This window comes from Nostoc sp. (assembly GCF_036919575.1).
GTDB lineage: Bacteria > Cyanobacteriota > Cyanobacteriia > Cyanobacteriales > Nostocaceae > Nostoc.
In genome coordinates, this window is record NZ_JBALBY010000057.1 from 21599 (window position 1) to 38947 (window position 17349).

Consider the following 17349-nt stretch of genomic DNA (forward strand, 5'->3'; position numbering starts at 1 on the left):
AAACTAAATTGCATATAAGTTAAATTAAAGCAACTATTTACGTATCATTTTACTTAATAAACTGTAATCTATGTTTAAAATTCTGGTTATTGATGATGACCCGATAGTGCGAACAGTACTGAAAAGAACACTCCAAAATCAGGGCTATGATACTAGTATCGCTAGGAATGGCGAGGAAGGAATTGCACAAGCACAATTATTACATCCGGCTCTGATTATCTGTGACTGGATGATGTCCCAGCTAGATGGGCTAGAAGTTTGTCGTCGAATTAGAGCAGATCCAGAATTGACAACTACTTTTTTTATTCTATTGACTGCTAGGGGAGCAGCTCCAGGAGAGGAGGAAGATAGAGTTAAGGGACTTGACGCTGGAGCAGATGAGTTTATCTCTAAACCAATAGAGATGAATGAATTGAAAGCACGGGTAAGAGCAGGATTAAGGTTACACCAGCTGAATCAGGATTTGCAAAGTCAAAAGCAAGCTTTGGAGACACTCAATCGGGATTTGCAAACCCAAAAGCAAATTTTGGAAGCAGAATTGGCTGAGGCAGCTGATTATGTGCGATCGCTTCTACCTTCACCGCTTGTAGGAGCAGTAACTACAGAAAGTCTGTTTATTCCTTCAGCACAGTTAGGGGGTGATTGCTTCGATCATCATTGGATTGACGAGGATCATTTGGCGATTTATTTGTTGGATGTATCAGGACATGGGGTGGGTTCAGCCCTCCTATCTGTATCTGTTCTTAATGTTTTGCGATCGCAATCTCTACCGAATACTAACTTTTGTCAACCAAGTGAAGTCCTCAAAGCCCTAAATCACGCCTTCCAAATGACAAAGCACGGTGATAAATACTTCACAATCTGGTATGGAGTTTATCACCGCCTTAAACGTCAACTCATTTATGCCAACGCCGGACATCCACCAGCTTTACTGTTATCTAAGACCTCTACAACAAACATCCAAATTAAACAGCTAAGTTCTTTAGATTTACCAATTGGCTTTTTACCTGATGTGCAATTTGAGGATGCTGTTTTAGAGGTCGAAGAAAACAGCACTTTATATATCTTTAGTGATGGTGCTTATGAAATTAAGCAGTCAGATGGGAAAATTTGGGGTATTGATGCTTTCATTGACCTACTAACCGAATATAGCCAGAAAGATACATATAAGCTAAATCAACTATTAGCGAAGATTCTCGCCTTAAATGCTCAAGATAATCTTGATGATGATTTATCTTTGGTAAAAATTAACTTTGGTTAGTATAGTCAAATGTGCATATTGAATTTTCTGTTGTCTTGCACCTTATTGTGTTGTCCATATTTGGCGCTTGAATTCATCTTGGTCAGCAAAGGTCTTAAAAATTCTATCCATTTTAGTCAGTTCAAACAACATCCTGACTTGATCGCTGATCGAACAGACAAAAAGTTTACCATTAGCAGTTCGGACTATTTGCATTGCTGATACTAAAGCACCTAAACCAGAGCTATCAATAAAGTTTACTTCTTTCATGTCAATCAACAAAATATCGGCTCCATTGGCCACAATGTTGCTAACTTCACGACGTAGTTCATTACCTCTAATACCATCTAAAATTCCAGATAATTCTAGTACTGTTACACTCAACTTCATGGGTTTATTTTCCGATTATTTAACTTGAAAAATATATATTTCTATTTTGGCATTGTTCTAATGTAAACCGCCATACATCGGTTCTCAATTGCATAAAAAACTCCATCCCCTTGTGGGTGGAGTTTTTAGTCAACTGTAGCTATTTAGCAGCTTAGGGAAGTGCGTTTCATTTTCAATGCTAGTGCGATCGCTGCCAGCACACCAAGAACAGCATTAGGTTCTGGAACTGAAACCTGATTATCCACAGTTCCTGTTTTGTTAATATCTACCAACATTTTTCCAGCATTGTCACTATAAAAAATATCATTCACAGCTAAGAACAAAAACTTCGCCGTGGTGGGAATCGTAAGTGTCGTCTCACCGAAGATACCAAAAACACCATCAAAGAATGTTTGTTGACCGCAGGTTCTGTTAGTGTCACTCAAGCTCGCACCACTGCACATATAAGCATTTTTGTCAGAGTCAAAGGTAGAGTCTGGCAAGGCGGTAGAATCAAACAAAGTATTAGACGTCCAGGTGTTCTGAGTGTAGCTATATTGGTTGGCGTCTTGCTGATTGAGGGCTACATCATCAACCACACGTTTTTCAGAAGATATATCAAGAAGCTGGTCTGAGGTACTGAATACCCCGATCATGTCGCTCCTTTGACCTGGATTCCAAACACTCGTGTTAAATATACCAGAAGTATTCAGGCTGATGGAGTCGCCACCTTTCAAACCCAAATCTGCTAGAGATATGGCTTTAGTGTTACCAGCAACAGTATTCACACCTTGATAATAAGTTGCGTCAGCGTAGGTTCTCAAAAAAGTGTCTGTAGCATCGATTGTTAGAGATGCGGCTTGAGCTTTGTTAACGGTAGAAAAGGCTCCTAGTCCTACTAGACTAGAAACCATTAAAGCACCCAGAAATTTTTTCATATTCTTGCATTGATTGTGTGTAAATCTATCTTAAGCAATAAATTATGGGTATAGTATAAATTTACACAATATCTCAGTGAGTTTTAGATAGATTTTATCGGAAAATTTCGGGATACTAAAGTATTTTTACTTGTAAGAAGTAAACTATTTTTTACCTTTTGTCCAAAGTCCAATTCTTGATGAAGTGTACTCTTAACAGGCGAACTAGAAAGACTTTTAAAACATCCTCTTAAGTCTCTTTTGGAGGCTGCCAAACAGATGCACGGATGATAGCCCACAAAAGTAACAAGTTATAGATAGCCCATGCACCATTGATTAGGTGAACTAAAGGATTATTTAGATGATCAATTGCAAAGCGGTAAAGACTCCAAAATATTCCGATAATAGTGAGGATAAAGATAATTAGTTGAGGCCAGACTAGTTGGAGATAGACTCCAGATTGTCGCTGCTTAGGTGTTACTTGGAATTTGACGTTGCCCCCAAAAAACACACTTAATACGGCTTGGATAAATAAGGGAAATAAAGCGATCGCATATTGCTCTGTTCGCCAAAGTTCTCTAGGTGAAATGCCCCAAGCAGCTGTGAGAAAAGTCAAGCGGTTGATAATAAAAGCTGGGAGAAAGTGTAGAGCGAAATCAGTCCCGTAGGTTCTAACTGGAACAATGTCTGTGAAGAAATAGATGATTGGGCAAGAAATAAAAACCAGAGTCGCAAAACCAGAGAAATAGCTATACATCGTCTGAAAATAGTGCAATCTTTGCCAAAAGGTTAGCCCTGGTTTTGTGAGCGGATTTTCTCTCCGTAAGACTTGAATAGTTCCTTGTGCCCAGCGTAGCCTCTGTTTCAGAGTAGAACTCAGGTCTTCTGGCGCTAAACCTTCTGCCAAAAGTTCATGGTGATAAATAGATTTCCAGCCAGCACTATGTAGACGCATGGCTGTATTCATATCTTCCGTAATGCTATTACTGGATATCCCACCAACTAAATCAAATTCATTTAAACTTTTTTCATCTTTGGCAAATTCCTCAGCAAAATTTTGCAGTCCGACACTAACTAATGCTTCACGCTTCAGGATTGCATTTGTGCCCGTATAGAAGGCGGCATTCATCCCATCTTTCCCCTGTTGGAGTGGCCCATAAAATAAATGTGCTTGATGCCCAAACGGATCGCCTGGAGGAATGTTATGAAAATCTTGGGGTGTCTGTACAAAAGCAATTTTATTCTGCTGATATTTACCTGTGAAAAGATTATAGGTATAGAAATAAGGCAGAACTCGCTTGAGAAATTGTGGTTTGGGAATATGGTCAGCATCTAGGGTAAGAATAAACTCTGCTGAAGTTTCTCCAGAAAAAATCGCGTAATTGAGATTACCCGCTTTAGCGTGGTGGGGTACACCAGCTAGTTTCGGACGAGCAATATAGCGAAAACGAGCAAGTTCAACTAGTTCTAGTTCTTTCTTGCTAATAGCTTCTTCTAAGGCTTTGCGTTCGGTAATTAAGCGATCGCTTATACTTTGATCAGCCGGAGATAACCACAGTATAAGCGATCGCAGACTTTGCACAAATTCGGTAACTGGTTCTGATGATGATGTTTGCAGCCATTGTTCTGCGGCTTGAGTATTAGGTGTCAGATTTTCTAGTTGCTTTAGGCGCTCCAACAAATAAGAGTGTTCTGCATCAATCCGCTCCGCTTCTTGTTGTAGTAGTGGTGACTGCAAATCCTGAATACACAATCTTTCTGTCATCGCTCGCATATCAGCCGAGTTTCCATCATCTAGCACATAAACCCGTAACTTTGTTGGTGGGTAATTCATCGCCAGAGCAGCTTTGGCAGTTTCTTCGACAATTTCTGGTGGTTCGTTGTAGCATGTTACAAACACATCTACTGTTGGCCAGTCCGAACTGGGTAGATGTGGGGTCATTTGGTCGAGAGACTTAATCTGTCGGACTAAAGGACGCCACAACCCAATTACAAACATCACACTGCCAAAATAACTATAAATTTCTGCTATTAGCAAAGGAATCGAGAGCCAGAGCGCATCAAAATTGATGGAATGAGTAATGCGCCATTGCAAATACCAGATCCCAAAAATTAAATTTATTTCTGCCAGGTAGCGAAATAACAGCGTTCTTTTTTTGAGTAACGAGCGGCTGTTACCAGAAAAGTTTGAGGAATGATCGCTAATAAAAACTGAAGTCATATTAGACAATTTTGGATTTTAGATTATATTCCAATACGCTTGGGTTAAGGTTAGCACTCTTTGTCAAAGTCAATTTTTTTAACAAACCGCAAAGGACGCGTTCGCGTAGCGTCTCGTAGAGAAGGACGCGAAGGAAGAGAAGGAAGAGAAGTTAAAAGGGCGGTTAGAAACCGCGTCTACACGAGACTTTACCGACCGACCTGGGTTAAGAATCCTTGATTTTGTATTAGTCCACGAACGCGAACAGCGTCTCCAAGAGAAGGTTTTCCCTCTCCTTACTAAGGAGAGGGACAGGTTTTGCGTAGCAGAACCAGGGTGAGGTTTTTCAAGATTTTTGGGTAATTCGATGACTTGTGTATACACCGTAGCTGAATATGGGACGGGTGCGGACACTCATCCCACAAGAAAATTTGGGATGTCAATTTGTAACTTTTGTACCACTTCCTAACGTAGTATTTTCGCTACCTGAAACCCAGTAAGTTCCAGAACTATCAGAAGTTAACTTGGTTCGTTGTCTAGCAGTATTAGGTAAACCTCGCCCAGAATCTCCTTGAGCAACAGCCTGCCACCAAGGAGATTTCATGGTGGTAGTCGGACGAATTAGGGGTTGTCGATTCGTCACTTCGGATAGCAAAGATTGCAAAATCATACTGTTGGTGCTACTGGTGAAACCAACTGCCGTTTTACCCGTGGTTTCATAAAAGCCTTCATAAAATCCAACTAATGGATTATATAAATCAGTCGTTCCTTGCAGTAACTCTTGAGTGTACTTGTTTTCTGGAAGCAAGGCATGATAGGCAAAAGCTACTGCTGTACTTACTAATCGCCCTTTTGGTACTAGTTTACCGTCATCTCCTAAAGCCACCCAAGATTCACCCTCTCCAGTAATTGTACTGTGAACAGTGTAAGGTTTACGATCAATCAAAGTGGTGGCTGAGGCTGTGAAGATTCCGGTGCGACGGTAACGTTCAGCTTGCGCCTGAAAAATTGGTTCAAAGAGCGATCGCATTTGTGGATCTAGTCCAAACTCTAGTGCATAGAGTAAGAAAGGATTGCTAACTGTATATTGGTTAACTTTGGAGTTAGTATCTGTGCGATGGCGTTGAGTTGGGACTTTCACTCCTTCTACTAAGGCAGTTTGATATTCACCGCCAACAGCAGAATGCTCAACATTAAATCCCCATAATTGAAAACCACGAGCTGCATATTCCTCATAACCCAAGCGGGTTTCCGGGTTGACGCGGGTAAGAAGTCGCCCATCTTGATCTTTGATGACAGTGGCACTGGAAAGAATACCTTCACGCACCACACGCAAGTATGACCAATCCAGCACAATTTTATCGACGGCAGCCGTGTATTCTGGATGACAGGTTTTTAAATTGTAAAGCGCTGTCAGCATTCTACCTAAATCTAAAGCTGACCAACCGGTTCCTTCTGGGGCTGGATTTCCACCATAATCTATTGGTTGTAGCGATCGCGTATCATAACCCCGACTCGGCAATTCACCAGCAAATAACGGTAACTTTGTTAAAGCTGCTAAAAGCTGTCGGGTGCGCCCGTCAAATTCTTTTGGCGTAATTATATCGAGCGATCGCACTGCATGGAGTGTTGCGAGATAATCTCCCAATCCCCAGAAGGTTGCGCCTTTGAAATCACTGCGATCGTCGATCAGCCCACTCTTAGAATGATAATTTGCTTGAAAGTATCCCCAAGCCGCATCTGCATAACGCCGTTCAATAATCGTCAGTGGTCGATCTAGTTTCAGGTTAGATGATGATTTAGGACTATCCACTGGTGGAATCGGTGCAACCGTGACTTCTATGACTTTAGTAGAAGTGTTTGCAGGGGTTGCGATCGGAGGTGTAGCAGGTGTAGCAGTAGAATTTGCAGGTGTTGCAGGAGAAGCATTTTCACTAGGCTTACCACTAGACACACTTGCAGAAGTGGAAGCAATTAAAGGGTGATTTCCCCTAGCTTTATAGTATAAAATCTCTAAAATTAACCCATTAGTATTACCTGTTAAAGCTTTATTGGGTTGTTTTGATTCTTCATAGATACCAGCATAATAACCGCTATCATCAGGACTGCGAAGATCCTTAACTGCATCAAAAACTTTTTGGGCATAGGCATTATCTGGAAAAAGATAGCGCCAGCCAAAAGCTGCTTTTGTGCTGATGCTGCGAAACTGTGGATAAGCTTTATTGGCATCCGTGATTGTTGCCCAGCTTGCACCGTTAGCGTAGACGGTGTTGTAAAGAAAATAAGGTGTTTGGTCAATATTATCTTCTGTAACGGCAGTTAACTGGCCTGTGGTATCAAAACGCCGTTTTTGCACATCTAAGACTCTGGCAGCAAAATCAGCTAACTCACCTTGCAAGCCAAATTCAATCCCCTCAAGAATATAAGACTCACTCACAACATAATTATTCGCATTGGTGCTTTGAAAGTCACGGGTATCAACGGGAATTTGCACACCATTAATTTCGACTAACTTAAATGGTTCTAAAGAAATAGCTTTGGGTGCAGAGAAACCCCAAAGTTGATAACCCCTAGCGGCGTATTCTTCATAGCCGAGTCGTCCTTCTTGCACCAGTAACGTTTTCTTGTCCGGGAGAACAGTAGCGCCAAAAAGTTGTCCATCTTTGAGCGATCGCGCTACTTGCCACTTTGCTACAATTCCTTTGAGCCAATCATTATATTGAGGATGACAGGTGCGGATCACATCAAACGCAGCCAGTATTCGCCCGACATCCAAAGCAGACCAACCAAGACCCCGCTCAACCGGATTATTATTATAATCAACCATCTGTGCGGTGGCTGTGTTATAGACTTTATTGGGTAAGGTATCTTCAAATAACTTCAGGCTATTGAGAGTCGTCAAAAACTTATTCAGGCGATTATCAAAGTCTGCTTGGTCAGTAAGATTCAACCAGCGTGCAGCATTCAATGCCATCAGATAATTCCCCATATCCCAGAGTGTACCCGAAGGATAACCCCCAGTAGAATTGCTAAATCCCGTTGTTGGCTGATAATTTTTGACAAAATACTGCCAAGCACCACGAGCGTAAGTTTGTTCTTCAGGTGTCAGGGGAACTGTAATATTGCTACAGCTATTGGATTGGGATAAAACTGGCGTCGGGATGTAGAACAACAATTGCAGAAATGTTCCAATTAGGAATAATGCAATCCATCTCAACAGCTTTTGTTGAGGGGGTTTATATATCATATTGCAAACAATGAGTTAGGAGCGTTATAGCCCGTCTGTACAGTTATAATTCATAAATCAAGCTTTTATCAGGTCTATTCTTTTCGTAATGGCTTTATCGATTCAGTCGAGTAGCGCCAGCGAACAACATCAAATCGCGTACTTATGAGAGATTTTTTTAGGGAACTCCAAAAAATAAATTATTCTATCTTGTGGGATGGGCATCTTGCCCGTCCTTGGTGATTAGCGGGCTTTTCGGCCCGCACCACAAGAAATTTTTGGATATTTTTTTATTTGGAAGTCCCTTATGAGTCAAGCCGACTACCAGGGTTCAGAGTATAGGTTTTCTCACTAAGTAGGTAGGCACAAATTAACCTAACTATGTAACAAAATGTAAAACCGCCAAAGTCCTTGTGATTGCTTCGTTACACTCCGTTTCACTCGCAATGACATACTTATAAATTTTCCCACCCACCTACTTACTGTACGAATCATGTTTAAGGCAAATATCCTCATCTTGTAGGTTGGGTGGAGGCTTTGCGTAACCCAACATCCTGAGAATCAGTGAGTTGCAAAAAAAATTGTAGGTTGGGTGGAGGCTTTGCGTAACCCAACATCCTGAGAATCAGTTGGGTTACGCTCCGCTCCACCCAACCTACGTCTACGTCTGATTGCCAATGCTCAATTTCAGGGAAAGTCAGCAGAGATCAGTCTTGATTTTGATTATGAGCTACCAATCCTTTGTACACCTTATGAACTTTTAGGATGGCTGGGAAATCGTGAAATTGTCGCCAAAGCGTAGTCTAACAAAACGTTGGAGCAGACGTAGCAAAATAGTCAGTGATGATCCCAAGGCAATCTCTGTAGCAGGGTCAATAAATCTGATCAATAGAAGGCGCGATCGCTCATACTAAATGATAGACACCTTCGACCATAGGAGCCGTCTATGTTGCTAGAAGAATTGAAAGAGCAGGTCTTCAAATTATCACCGAGCGATCGCCTTGCACTGGTGAGCGCTATCATTGAGTCGTTGCAAGATACGCCAATTTCTCAGCCTGAGCGCTCTGGCGCAATTAGACGGATGCGAGGCTTGTTAAAAACAGATCAGCCAGCACCGACTGATGAAGAAGTGGCTGCAATGTTAGAAAAGCGACCGGTGGACAAGTATCTCTAGTGAAAGTTTTAATTGATACCAATATTGCAAACTCTCAAATTCAAAACAGATGTGATTTTGCTTACTACATCTTTTGCCATTCTTGGATTATGAGTTGATGCACACCTTGGACATTGGGCTATTTGGGTAACGAGATTTTGTTGTTATGCTTAAATTATGAGAGCAAGTAGCTAAATTTAGATTGGCGGTTTGTAACGTGGATGTTCTAATTGAGTCAACAAGAGGTTTTGAGAAGGATCTTGCTAAGTTAAGCGAAGATGAGAAAGCAACAGCGATTCAAAAAATTAACGATCGCGCTAGCCTCTTCCCAACTCAAAAAGCTGATGTTTATCGTCAGTTGCGTCGTCTTCCTCTACTGTCAAATATTAATGGTTACGAATCTTCGCTGTATACGCTACGGGTTTCTCAAAAGCTAAGGGTGATTTTGGCAGTTGACGAAGATCCAATCTTTGGACAAGTTATTTTTACTCTTTTTCGAGTAGTCAAACGCGATGACCTCGATAAAGCATATAAAGGTGTAGCAGAATCTTTGTATCAAGAGCTAGGTAGAAACCTTCGACCATAGGAGCCGTCTATGTTGCTAGAAGAATTGAAAGAGCAGGTCTTCAAACTACCACCGAGCGATCGCCTTGCACTGGTGAGCGCTATCATTGAGTCGTTGCAAGATACGCCAATTTCTCAGCCTGAGCGCTCTGGCGCAATTATACGGATGCGAGGCTTGTTAAAAACAGATCAGCCGGCACCGACTGATAAAGAAGTGGCTGCAATGTTAGAAGAGCGACGGGTGGACAAGTATCTCCAGTGAAAGTTTTAATTGATACCAATATTGTCCTAGATTTCCTGTTGCAGCGATCGCCATTTTTCCAGGACGCGGAACTGTTGTTTCAGGAGATTGATTCTGGTCGTGTCGTTGGATATGTCACAGCGACAACACTTACAGATATTTTTTATATTTCCCGAAGACACACTCGCAGCATTGAGCAAGCACGCCAAGCAGTTTCAGAAACGCTAACTGCTATGGTAATTTGTGCCGTTAATCGAGCCGTCTTGGAATCAGCGTTCGGATCTGGTTTAGCTGATTTTGAAGATGCCATTCAAATCGCTTGTGCTATTGCTGAAGGGTTAGACGCTATTTTGACACGCGATACGCAAGGTTTTTTGAGTTCATCCGTACCCGTTTTGTCAATTCATCAGTTGTTACAGCCGTTAGGGGCGCAAGATAGCGAGTAGTCTGAATTCTGAATTCTGAATTCTGACTCCTGAATTCTGACTCCTGACTCCTGACTCCTTCTCATAATTTCTGCCCCGCGTAAATCGATCGCACTTCGCCATTACGCCGGATGATAGCTTCGCCATTACTAACATCTACTAGTGTCCAACCGCTTGAGCCAATACTTTCACCCATATTAACGCGGCGAGTCACGCCATCAATTTTAAACAAAGCCGCAGATTTTTTGCCCAATTCTAGCAATCCCTCTAAGGTATCACTAGGAGCATCCGCGATCGCAGTTGCCGGAAATACTTGTTCCTGGGTAATAGTTGGTTCTGACTCTGGTGCCAGTGCAGCCCGTAATGGAACTACTGGTAATGCTGGTAGAGGCTTGGGTGTTTGCCGCACGGTAATCGGTGCAGTTTTCCCAGCCACACGTTGAAATCCGGCTTGTACAGCCGCAGCAAAGTTGGCGGTTACAGGTTTGGCAGCTTCTTGCACTGAATTCAGAGCCGTTTTTACAACATCCGGTTGAGATCCCTTTAAGGCATTGGCAACTTGTGGTAAAAGTGTCGGACTACCAGGAATAACCGGGAACGCGTAACGCAGTGGCGACGGCGCTTGATAAACGGGGACGTAGATACGCTCAACAAAATTTCCAGAACGGTTAGGGGCTGGTGAAAATGCTGGTAGATTACCAGTTATTCGCTCGTTCCCAAGGGTTATTTGGTTACTATTTGCCCGATTGGAGAATTCTGGTTTTTGATTGCTTTTTCCTTCTTGCTTGTCTATAACTGCTAGCGCTTCCAGCATATAGTCAACTAACTCTGCCTCAATTTCTGTTTTTACAGGCAACTGTGGCTGTACTTGGGGCACTAGAAGAACTGATTCAGGCAATTTGGCATTTAAAAGATATATAACTCCAGACTCTATCAGGTAGATAGTACCAGCGATCGCCACGCCTAAAGTTGTTCCCACAATCAGTAGTTTGCCCAAAGTCCGACTACTTTTTTGACGCTTTCTACTAACTGATTTAACAGTACTTAAGTGCTTGCGGTTATCTGGAACAACTGACTGTACTGCTTGCTTTGATGTGGGTATCGTAACTGTTTGCAGAGGCACGTATTCTGGAGGCGACTGACTTTGAGCTTGGGGGGAAACTCCCGCAGCAGACTGCGATTTGTTCTGACTACTGCGCCTAACGGTTTGAAAAGGCAGATTACCACTAACATCTAGAATGTAGTCGATATCGCCAAAGAGTTCATCCATTAGTCCATCAGCATAGTTTTCTATCGACCAAGGCTCGTTGGCGATTAAGTCTTCTGATGGTTCCGGTACTATGAGACGAGGACGGGTGCTGGCTTCTTGTAACATAGATGTTTTATCTTTGTTGCGAGGACGGAGAAACGCCGCCCCTACTGCCTGGAAATTAGGATTATCGAACAGAATTCAGGAGTCAGGAGTCAGAATTCAGAATGAATTCTGTATGACTGGCGGATGAATAACCTCTTTTTAGACCCCCACCAAATCGTAGATTTGGTGGTGCAACAATTCAGTGGCGGATCTCTCTTACAAAGTTGCTCCTCTTGGGGAGACCCCAAGACCGCACTTTGCGCTGAATCCCCGACTGAAAGATTGCTTAATTCTGAATTCTGAATTCTGGATTCTGAATTCTTCTTCAATAATCAAACATTCAATCCCCCGTCCGATTAAGACGAGTTGATTGAACGTTGGTATTAAACTCAACTTTCATCGGGAGATTGCTGATAATGGCAGTACAAAGATTTATGTCATCTATCATACCAATCTCCTTCCCTACTACTATACTCAGTCTTTATCAACTTTGTGTAAAGCTAACGCTGGAAACTTAGACTGGCTCTTGTTTCTACCCAATTCTAAATATAATAATAAGGCATTTATATCGGCTGGGTTTACACCACCAATACGTGCTGCTTGACCAAGAGTGAGTGGTTTTACGTGAGTTAGCTTTTCCCGTGCCTCTTTGGAGAGAGTATCAATTGTTGTGTAGTCTAAATCCCCAGGTAAGTGGCGGTGCGCTTGACGGGCAATTTGGTCAATCTGATTTTGTTGTCTAGCGAGATAGCCGGAATATTTAATGTCAATTTCTGCGCCTTCTTTCTCAACGCGGTTCAGGTTGGGGTTTCCCAGTCCGAATCTGTCCAGGTCAACGTAATGGAATCCCGGACGCCGCAGTAATTCATTCAGGGTAATAGAACCTTTAATTAATTGCTGCTTATCAGATGCGATCGCTATGCCAATTTCATCATGTTCTTTGACGCGTGTAACTTGCAATCTTTCTTTTTCTGTGGTAATATTTGCTTGTTTTTGGGTAAATAGATCCCAACGGCGATCGCTAATTAAACCAATTTCCCGTCCCAAGGGTGTCAGCCGTTGGTCAGCATTATCAGAACGCAACAGCAATCGATACTCAGACCTACTGGTAAGCATCCGGTAAGGTTCCCGCAGGTCTTTTGTACACAAGTCATCAAGTAGCGTCCCAATGTAACTTTGCTCACGGGCAAACACAATCATTTCTTGAGAGCGAACAAATCGAGCCGCGTTAATTCCCGCCACCAGCCCTTGAGCTGCGGCTTCTTCATAACCTGTCGTGCCGTTAATCTGCCCAGCACAAAACAGCCCCGCAATCTTCTTAGTCATCAGTGTGGGATAACACTGAGTTGCTGGTAAGTAGTCATACTCCACAGCATAAGCCGGACGCAGCATCACACATTTTTCTAAGCCGGGGAGAGTCCGCAACATCTGCAATTGCAAATTTTCTGGTAAACCTGTAGAAAACCCTTGAATATATAGTTCGGGTATATCTCTTCCTTCCGGTTCAATAAAAATTTGATGGCTTTCCTTATCAGCAAAGCGCACAATCTTATCTTCAATACTGGGACAATAACGCGGGCCTTTGGCTTCCACCCAACCGCCATAGACGGGCGAAAGGTGCAAATTCTCCCGAATTAGGCGATGGGTTTCGGCAGTTGTGCGCGTGATGTAGCAAGGCAATTGTTCCCGTTCTACCCACACATCTGGGTCAAAACTAAACCAGCGTACATCTTCATCCCCAGGCTGGATCAGCATTTTACTATAATCTACCGATCGCTTGTCAACCCGTGCGGGAGTTCCAGTTTTCAGCCTTCCGGTTTCAAACCCTAGGCGATTGAGAGTTTGTGTCAATCCCTCAGCCGCAAATTCCCCAGCGCGTCCGGCTGGCATTGATTTGTTACCAACCCAAATTTTCCCTCCCAAGAAGGTGCCAGTTGTCAAGATAACTGCTTTACATTGGAACCCTACACCAAAATAAGTTTCAACGCCGATGACTTCACCATTAGCGCCCAGCACCAAATCTGTGGTCATACTTTCGCGGATTGTCAAGTTTTCTTGGTTCTCAACAATACTTTTCATCACTGCTGCGTATTCGCGCTTGTCCGTCTGGGCGCGTAATGCCCAAACAGCCGGACCTCGTGAAGAGTTGAGGATACGTTTTTGTAAGTAAGTGCGGTCTGCTACTTTCCCAATTTCGCCGCCGAGTGCATCTACCTCATGAGTCAACTGAGATTTCGCCGGACCACCCACTGCGGGGTTGCAAGGTTGCCAAGCGATTCTATCTAAATTGAGCGTCAATAGCAAGGTACGACAACCGAGGCGGGCAGAGGCGAGAGCTGCTTCGCAACCGGAGTGACCTGCACCGACGACTATGACATCAAAAGCGTCTTGAAATTCAACAGAATTGTGCATGGTCATACTTACAGGATCGGCAAGCTTAGAGTTCTTTTCAATTTTAACTGTTCCAGTGGTTTCCTGGAGGTATCTTTTTGATAATCAAGTTATCAAATTTACTAGTACTCAATTAGAGACAAGTTTCCTTTTTCAACTTGAGTAATAGGTAAAAAATCTTATCTTTTTGAAGAATTGTGGCAATGTTCCGGTTTATCTATCACAGGTATTTTTTAGATGGTTAGCTATCAACAGAAATGGATTTATTACGGATATATATTAGATATCTTGCAAAAGTTATATATAACCATATCTAGTTGCAAAAAAAATGTAGGTTGGGTGGAGGCTTTGCGTAACCCAACATCCTGATAATGAAGTCGGAAGTCGGAAGTCGGAAGTCGGAAGTACAGTTTTGTAACGGGGATAAAGACTCATTGCCACAAAACTTAAAGCATTGCGTGAAGCACGGGGTTTTAAACCCAACATCCTGATAATCAGTTGGGTTGCGCTCCGCTCCACCCAACCTACGTCTACTTTTACAAAAGATTTTAGCCTAAGCTGAACCGGATTGATTTTTATTCTTGAATCAATTAGTCAACTATTTAAAAATGAAACTCACCATCAGAAAGAAAAGAAATATTACTAGACTTATCAGAAAGATAACTTTCATCACTATAGTTATATTAATGATTTTTACATTAGTAGCTAGTAATGAAATTACCCACAACCAATTGAGTATAACTGCTCAACCATTAAACCAATGCTTGAGTACTGATTTATTACCTTGTACAGATCCTTCTCAAGAGACAAGATTACAACCGTTCATTCCCAACCCAGAATTAAATAATCAACAGCGTTTTTTATCTGCGATCGCAAAGAAGTTACCGACAATTCCCCAGCCGGGTACTTATGAATATATTTTGCTACGTGCCTATGGCGCAGTCTTTGTAAATCAAGATGTCGGAATTAAATTACCGCTAAAAGATATCTTCGCAAATGAACAAGAAACCCAAGAATTTCAATCTAGTTTAACAATGGTTCATGTTGATGGCACTAACGACTGTTATTTACAAAAATCGGCGGCTGATGCTTTAAATAAAGCGCGAATCCAGCAACATATCCCGCTAAAATCTGGTTATGGCTCTGGTGATTGTACTCGCACTTTCAATACTAATTTAAGATTTTGGCACAAATATGCTAATGATAAAATTTTAGCAAAAGTTCAACAGGGTCAAGAAACAAGAATCCTCGGTTTGGTTGCACCTCCTGGAACTTCACAACATCTCTGGGGATTAGCAATTGATTTACGCGTATCTAATAAAGAACAGATAAAAGCTCTGAATGAAAATGGTTGGTTTCAAACTGTAGAAAATGATGTCCCACATTGGACTTATGTAGGTTTATCTAAAGAAAATTTACTTCTGTTTGGTTTTAACAAAAAAATTGTCCGAGGCATTACTTATTGGATTACCCCACTTTAATTGTTAGATAGCATGAAAACTTGGGAATACTAACCGAAAATATGTATTGTCAGGGATTTAACTATGCCAAACGAAGCTGCTAACCAGGAACAAACTTTCCTGATGGATTTATTAAAAGCAATTTATCAAAATCAGGAAATATATCCACTTCTGCAACATAACTTAAGCAAACTCAATGATAATTTAGCTTTAAGGTTGCGAAAATGGGTAAGCGATCGCTTTGCTCAAGAACCTGCCAAAGCGATTAATATAGCCAGAGTCGTTGTCAAACTGAGTACCATTATTCAAGGGTTTGAGCAAGGGAACCCTGCAAGTAATTTAGAAATTGCAGTTGCTGGTTATGAAACAGTTTTACAAGTCTGTACCCGTGAGGCTTTTCCCAGAGAATGGGATATCGTCCAGCAAGCTTTGGTAACTGCTTACCAGCAACGCCAGCAAATTTTTTCCAGAAACATTGCAGAACTCCGGGAGCAAACTGTCCAAACCCAGAGTCAAATCAATACATTAACTGAAAAGTTACAGCAGGAATTAGAACAAGCAAAGTTGCAAATCAATGATTTAACAACAGTAATTACACAATTAGAACAGAAAAAAGGTAATTCTGAATCAAGAACAGAAATAACGTCTTTAATAGCTGAGTTTAAAGACTTAAAGCAGCGTCAGGTTTGTGTAGAGCAGTTTACTACTACAGCTAACGGTTCACCTAAGACTGAGCAGTTTAACACAGCTATTTTCTATGATATTGAGAACTTAACAATGGGTAGAAATAATCCCAACTTAAATTTTTCTTTGAAAGAAATTCAAACAAATCTCGAAAAGACTACTCTAGTTAATAAAATTGCTATCCAATGCGCTTATGCTGACTGGAGTGATTCTCGATTAAGGCTACTCAAGAATGAGATTCAAGAACTTGGCATTGAAGCAATTCAAATTTTTGATTATAGTCACAAACGGAATGCAGCAGACATGCAACTAGCTATTGATGTCATGGAATTAGCTCAGAATCGTCCGACACTGCAAGTTTTTGTAATTGTATCAGGTGATGGTGCATTTGCTGCTTTAGCTAAAAAGCTGCATGAATATGGAAAAACTGTAATTGGATGTGCTTACGAAGGACAAATTAATCGTATTCTTAAGTCGGTTTGCGATCGTTTTATACCTATACCTGCTCCTCATATTCAAATCCCCACACCCCCCCGCCTAGTTTGACACCTTTAAATAATTCGTAATTCGTAATAGAGCCTCCGGCACGCTACGCGAACGTAATTCGTAATTCGTAATTAAGTTTTGCAAGAATTTTCCCCCTTCCCTTGTAGGGAAGGGGGTTAGGGGGTTAGGTTTTTTGTGGCTTTTCTATATAACGTGAAAAGTCAGTTGATTATGGAGTTGTCTTTGAGGATGTCGCCGTGCTTTTGCGAGTAGTGCGTTTGCTTTTGCGAAGACCACCCGCCATTTCATATTCACTGCTATCTGTGCCGTAAGTAAATGCAATTCCAATTAGCATTTTATCAGTGAGATCAGTTAAAGTTTTTTCTAATTCATCCATGTTGGTTTTAGAAGAGTCAATTACAGATAGAGCAGTATTATAAGCATCAATGTTGATGCGTAATTGCTGACTAATTTTGGTGATGTTTTGTATGTTGCGAGTATCTCCAAAATCCATATCAGGATTAATTGCTCTGAGTCCAGCAAGTCTTAATTCCGCTTTTTCTAGAGCGCGGTATGTACGTTTTTGACGAGGCATATATATATTCTTTTGATTGTCTTCTAGAGCTAGTTTGGCTTATT

General features: G+C 41.7%; 14 protein-coding genes. 7 read left to right on the forward strand and 7 right to left on the reverse strand.

Features of this window, described 5'->3' with window-relative positions; genetic code table 11:
- Positions 1–70: 70 nt before the first annotated feature.
- Complete coding sequence (locus tag V7K27_RS15795) at positions 71–1261, forward strand: PP2C family protein-serine/threonine phosphatase (protein WP_334948745.1); 1191 nt, start codon at positions 71–73, stop codon at positions 1259–1261.
- 42 nt (positions 1262–1303) lie between these two features.
- Here V7K27_RS15795 and V7K27_RS15800 read toward each other — a convergent pair whose 3' ends face one another.
- From V7K27_RS15800 to V7K27_RS15815, 4 genes are all read right to left on the reverse strand, one after another.
- Positions 1304–1630 carry an STAS domain-containing protein gene (locus tag V7K27_RS15800; RefSeq protein ID WP_334948747.1) on the reverse strand — a complete coding sequence of 109 codons (327 nt, stop codon included), beginning with the start codon at positions 1628–1630 and terminating at the stop codon, positions 1304–1306.
- Between the two features lie 143 nt (positions 1631–1773).
- Entirely contained in the window at positions 1774–2547 is a 774-nt protein-coding gene (locus V7K27_RS15805; RefSeq protein ID WP_334948749.1) for a hypothetical protein, read from the reverse strand.
- 229 nt (positions 2548–2776) lie between these two features.
- Positions 2777–4747 (reverse strand): glycosyltransferase, encoded by a 1971-nt coding sequence (locus V7K27_RS15810; protein WP_334948751.1) that lies wholly within the window; start codon positions 4745–4747, stop codon positions 2777–2779.
- A 418-nt stretch (positions 4748–5165) separates the two neighbouring features.
- Positions 5166–7973, reverse strand: coding sequence for a DUF3131 domain-containing protein (locus V7K27_RS15815; protein WP_334948753.1), 2808 nt, complete (start codon positions 7971–7973; stop codon positions 5166–5168).
- Between the two features lie 925 nt (positions 7974–8898).
- Here V7K27_RS15815 and V7K27_RS15820 point away from each other — a divergent pair.
- The 4 genes from V7K27_RS15820 to V7K27_RS15835 all read left to right on the forward strand — a co-directional run bounded on the left by V7K27_RS15820 (position 8899) and on the right by V7K27_RS15835 (position 10356).
- Positions 8899–9126 (forward strand): hypothetical protein, encoded by a 228-nt coding sequence (locus V7K27_RS15820; protein WP_334948755.1) that lies wholly within the window; start codon positions 8899–8901, stop codon positions 9124–9126.
- Positions 9127–9322: 196 nt separating this feature from the next.
- Positions 9323–9691, forward strand: a complete 369-nt coding sequence (locus V7K27_RS15825) for a hypothetical protein (protein ID WP_334948757.1) — start codon at positions 9323–9325, stop codon at positions 9689–9691.
- Between the two features lie 9 nt (positions 9692–9700).
- Complete coding sequence (locus tag V7K27_RS15830; protein WP_334948759.1) at positions 9701–9931, forward strand: hypothetical protein; 231 nt, start codon at positions 9701–9703, stop codon at positions 9929–9931.
- Positions 9928–10356 carry a type II toxin-antitoxin system VapC family toxin gene (locus tag V7K27_RS15835; protein ID WP_334948761.1) on the forward strand — a complete coding sequence of 143 codons (429 nt, stop codon included), beginning with the start codon at positions 9928–9930 and terminating at the stop codon, positions 10354–10356. Before V7K27_RS15830 ends, V7K27_RS15835 begins: the two co-directional genes overlap by 4 nt.
- Positions 10357–10417: 61 nt before the next feature.
- Here the strand turns inward: V7K27_RS15835 and V7K27_RS15840 are convergent, their stop codons facing one another.
- Positions 10418–11710 carry a hypothetical protein gene (locus V7K27_RS15840; protein ID WP_334948763.1) on the reverse strand — a complete coding sequence of 431 codons (1293 nt, stop codon included), beginning with the start codon at positions 11708–11710 and terminating at the stop codon, positions 10418–10420.
- Between the two features lie 453 nt (positions 11711–12163).
- The gene (gene mnmG, locus V7K27_RS15845; RefSeq protein WP_334948765.1) at positions 12164–14107 is read right to left on the reverse strand and encodes a tRNA uridine-5-carboxymethylaminomethyl(34) synthesis enzyme MnmG; all 1944 of its coding nucleotides are present in this window, start codon (positions 14105–14107) and stop codon (positions 12164–12166) included.
- A 581-nt stretch (positions 14108–14688) separates the two neighbouring features.
- On the opposite strand from mnmG, the gene V7K27_RS15850 reads away from it, so the two are divergent.
- Together V7K27_RS15850 and V7K27_RS15855 are read left to right on the forward strand one after the other, a co-directional pair.
- On the forward strand, positions 14689–15561 hold the full coding sequence (locus V7K27_RS15850; protein ID WP_334948767.1) for a D-alanyl-D-alanine carboxypeptidase family protein: 873 nt from the start codon (positions 14689–14691) through the stop codon (positions 15559–15561).
- 63 nt (positions 15562–15624) lie between these two features.
- Entirely contained in the window at positions 15625–16770 is a 1146-nt protein-coding gene (locus V7K27_RS15855) for an NYN domain-containing protein (RefSeq protein ID WP_334948769.1), read from the forward strand.
- Positions 16771–16939: 169 nt separating this feature from the next.
- Here V7K27_RS15855 and V7K27_RS15860 read toward each other — a convergent pair whose 3' ends face one another.
- Positions 16940–17305, reverse strand: coding sequence for a hypothetical protein (locus tag V7K27_RS15860; RefSeq protein ID WP_334948771.1), 366 nt, complete (start codon positions 17303–17305; stop codon positions 16940–16942).
- Positions 17306–17349: the final 44 nt, after the last annotated feature.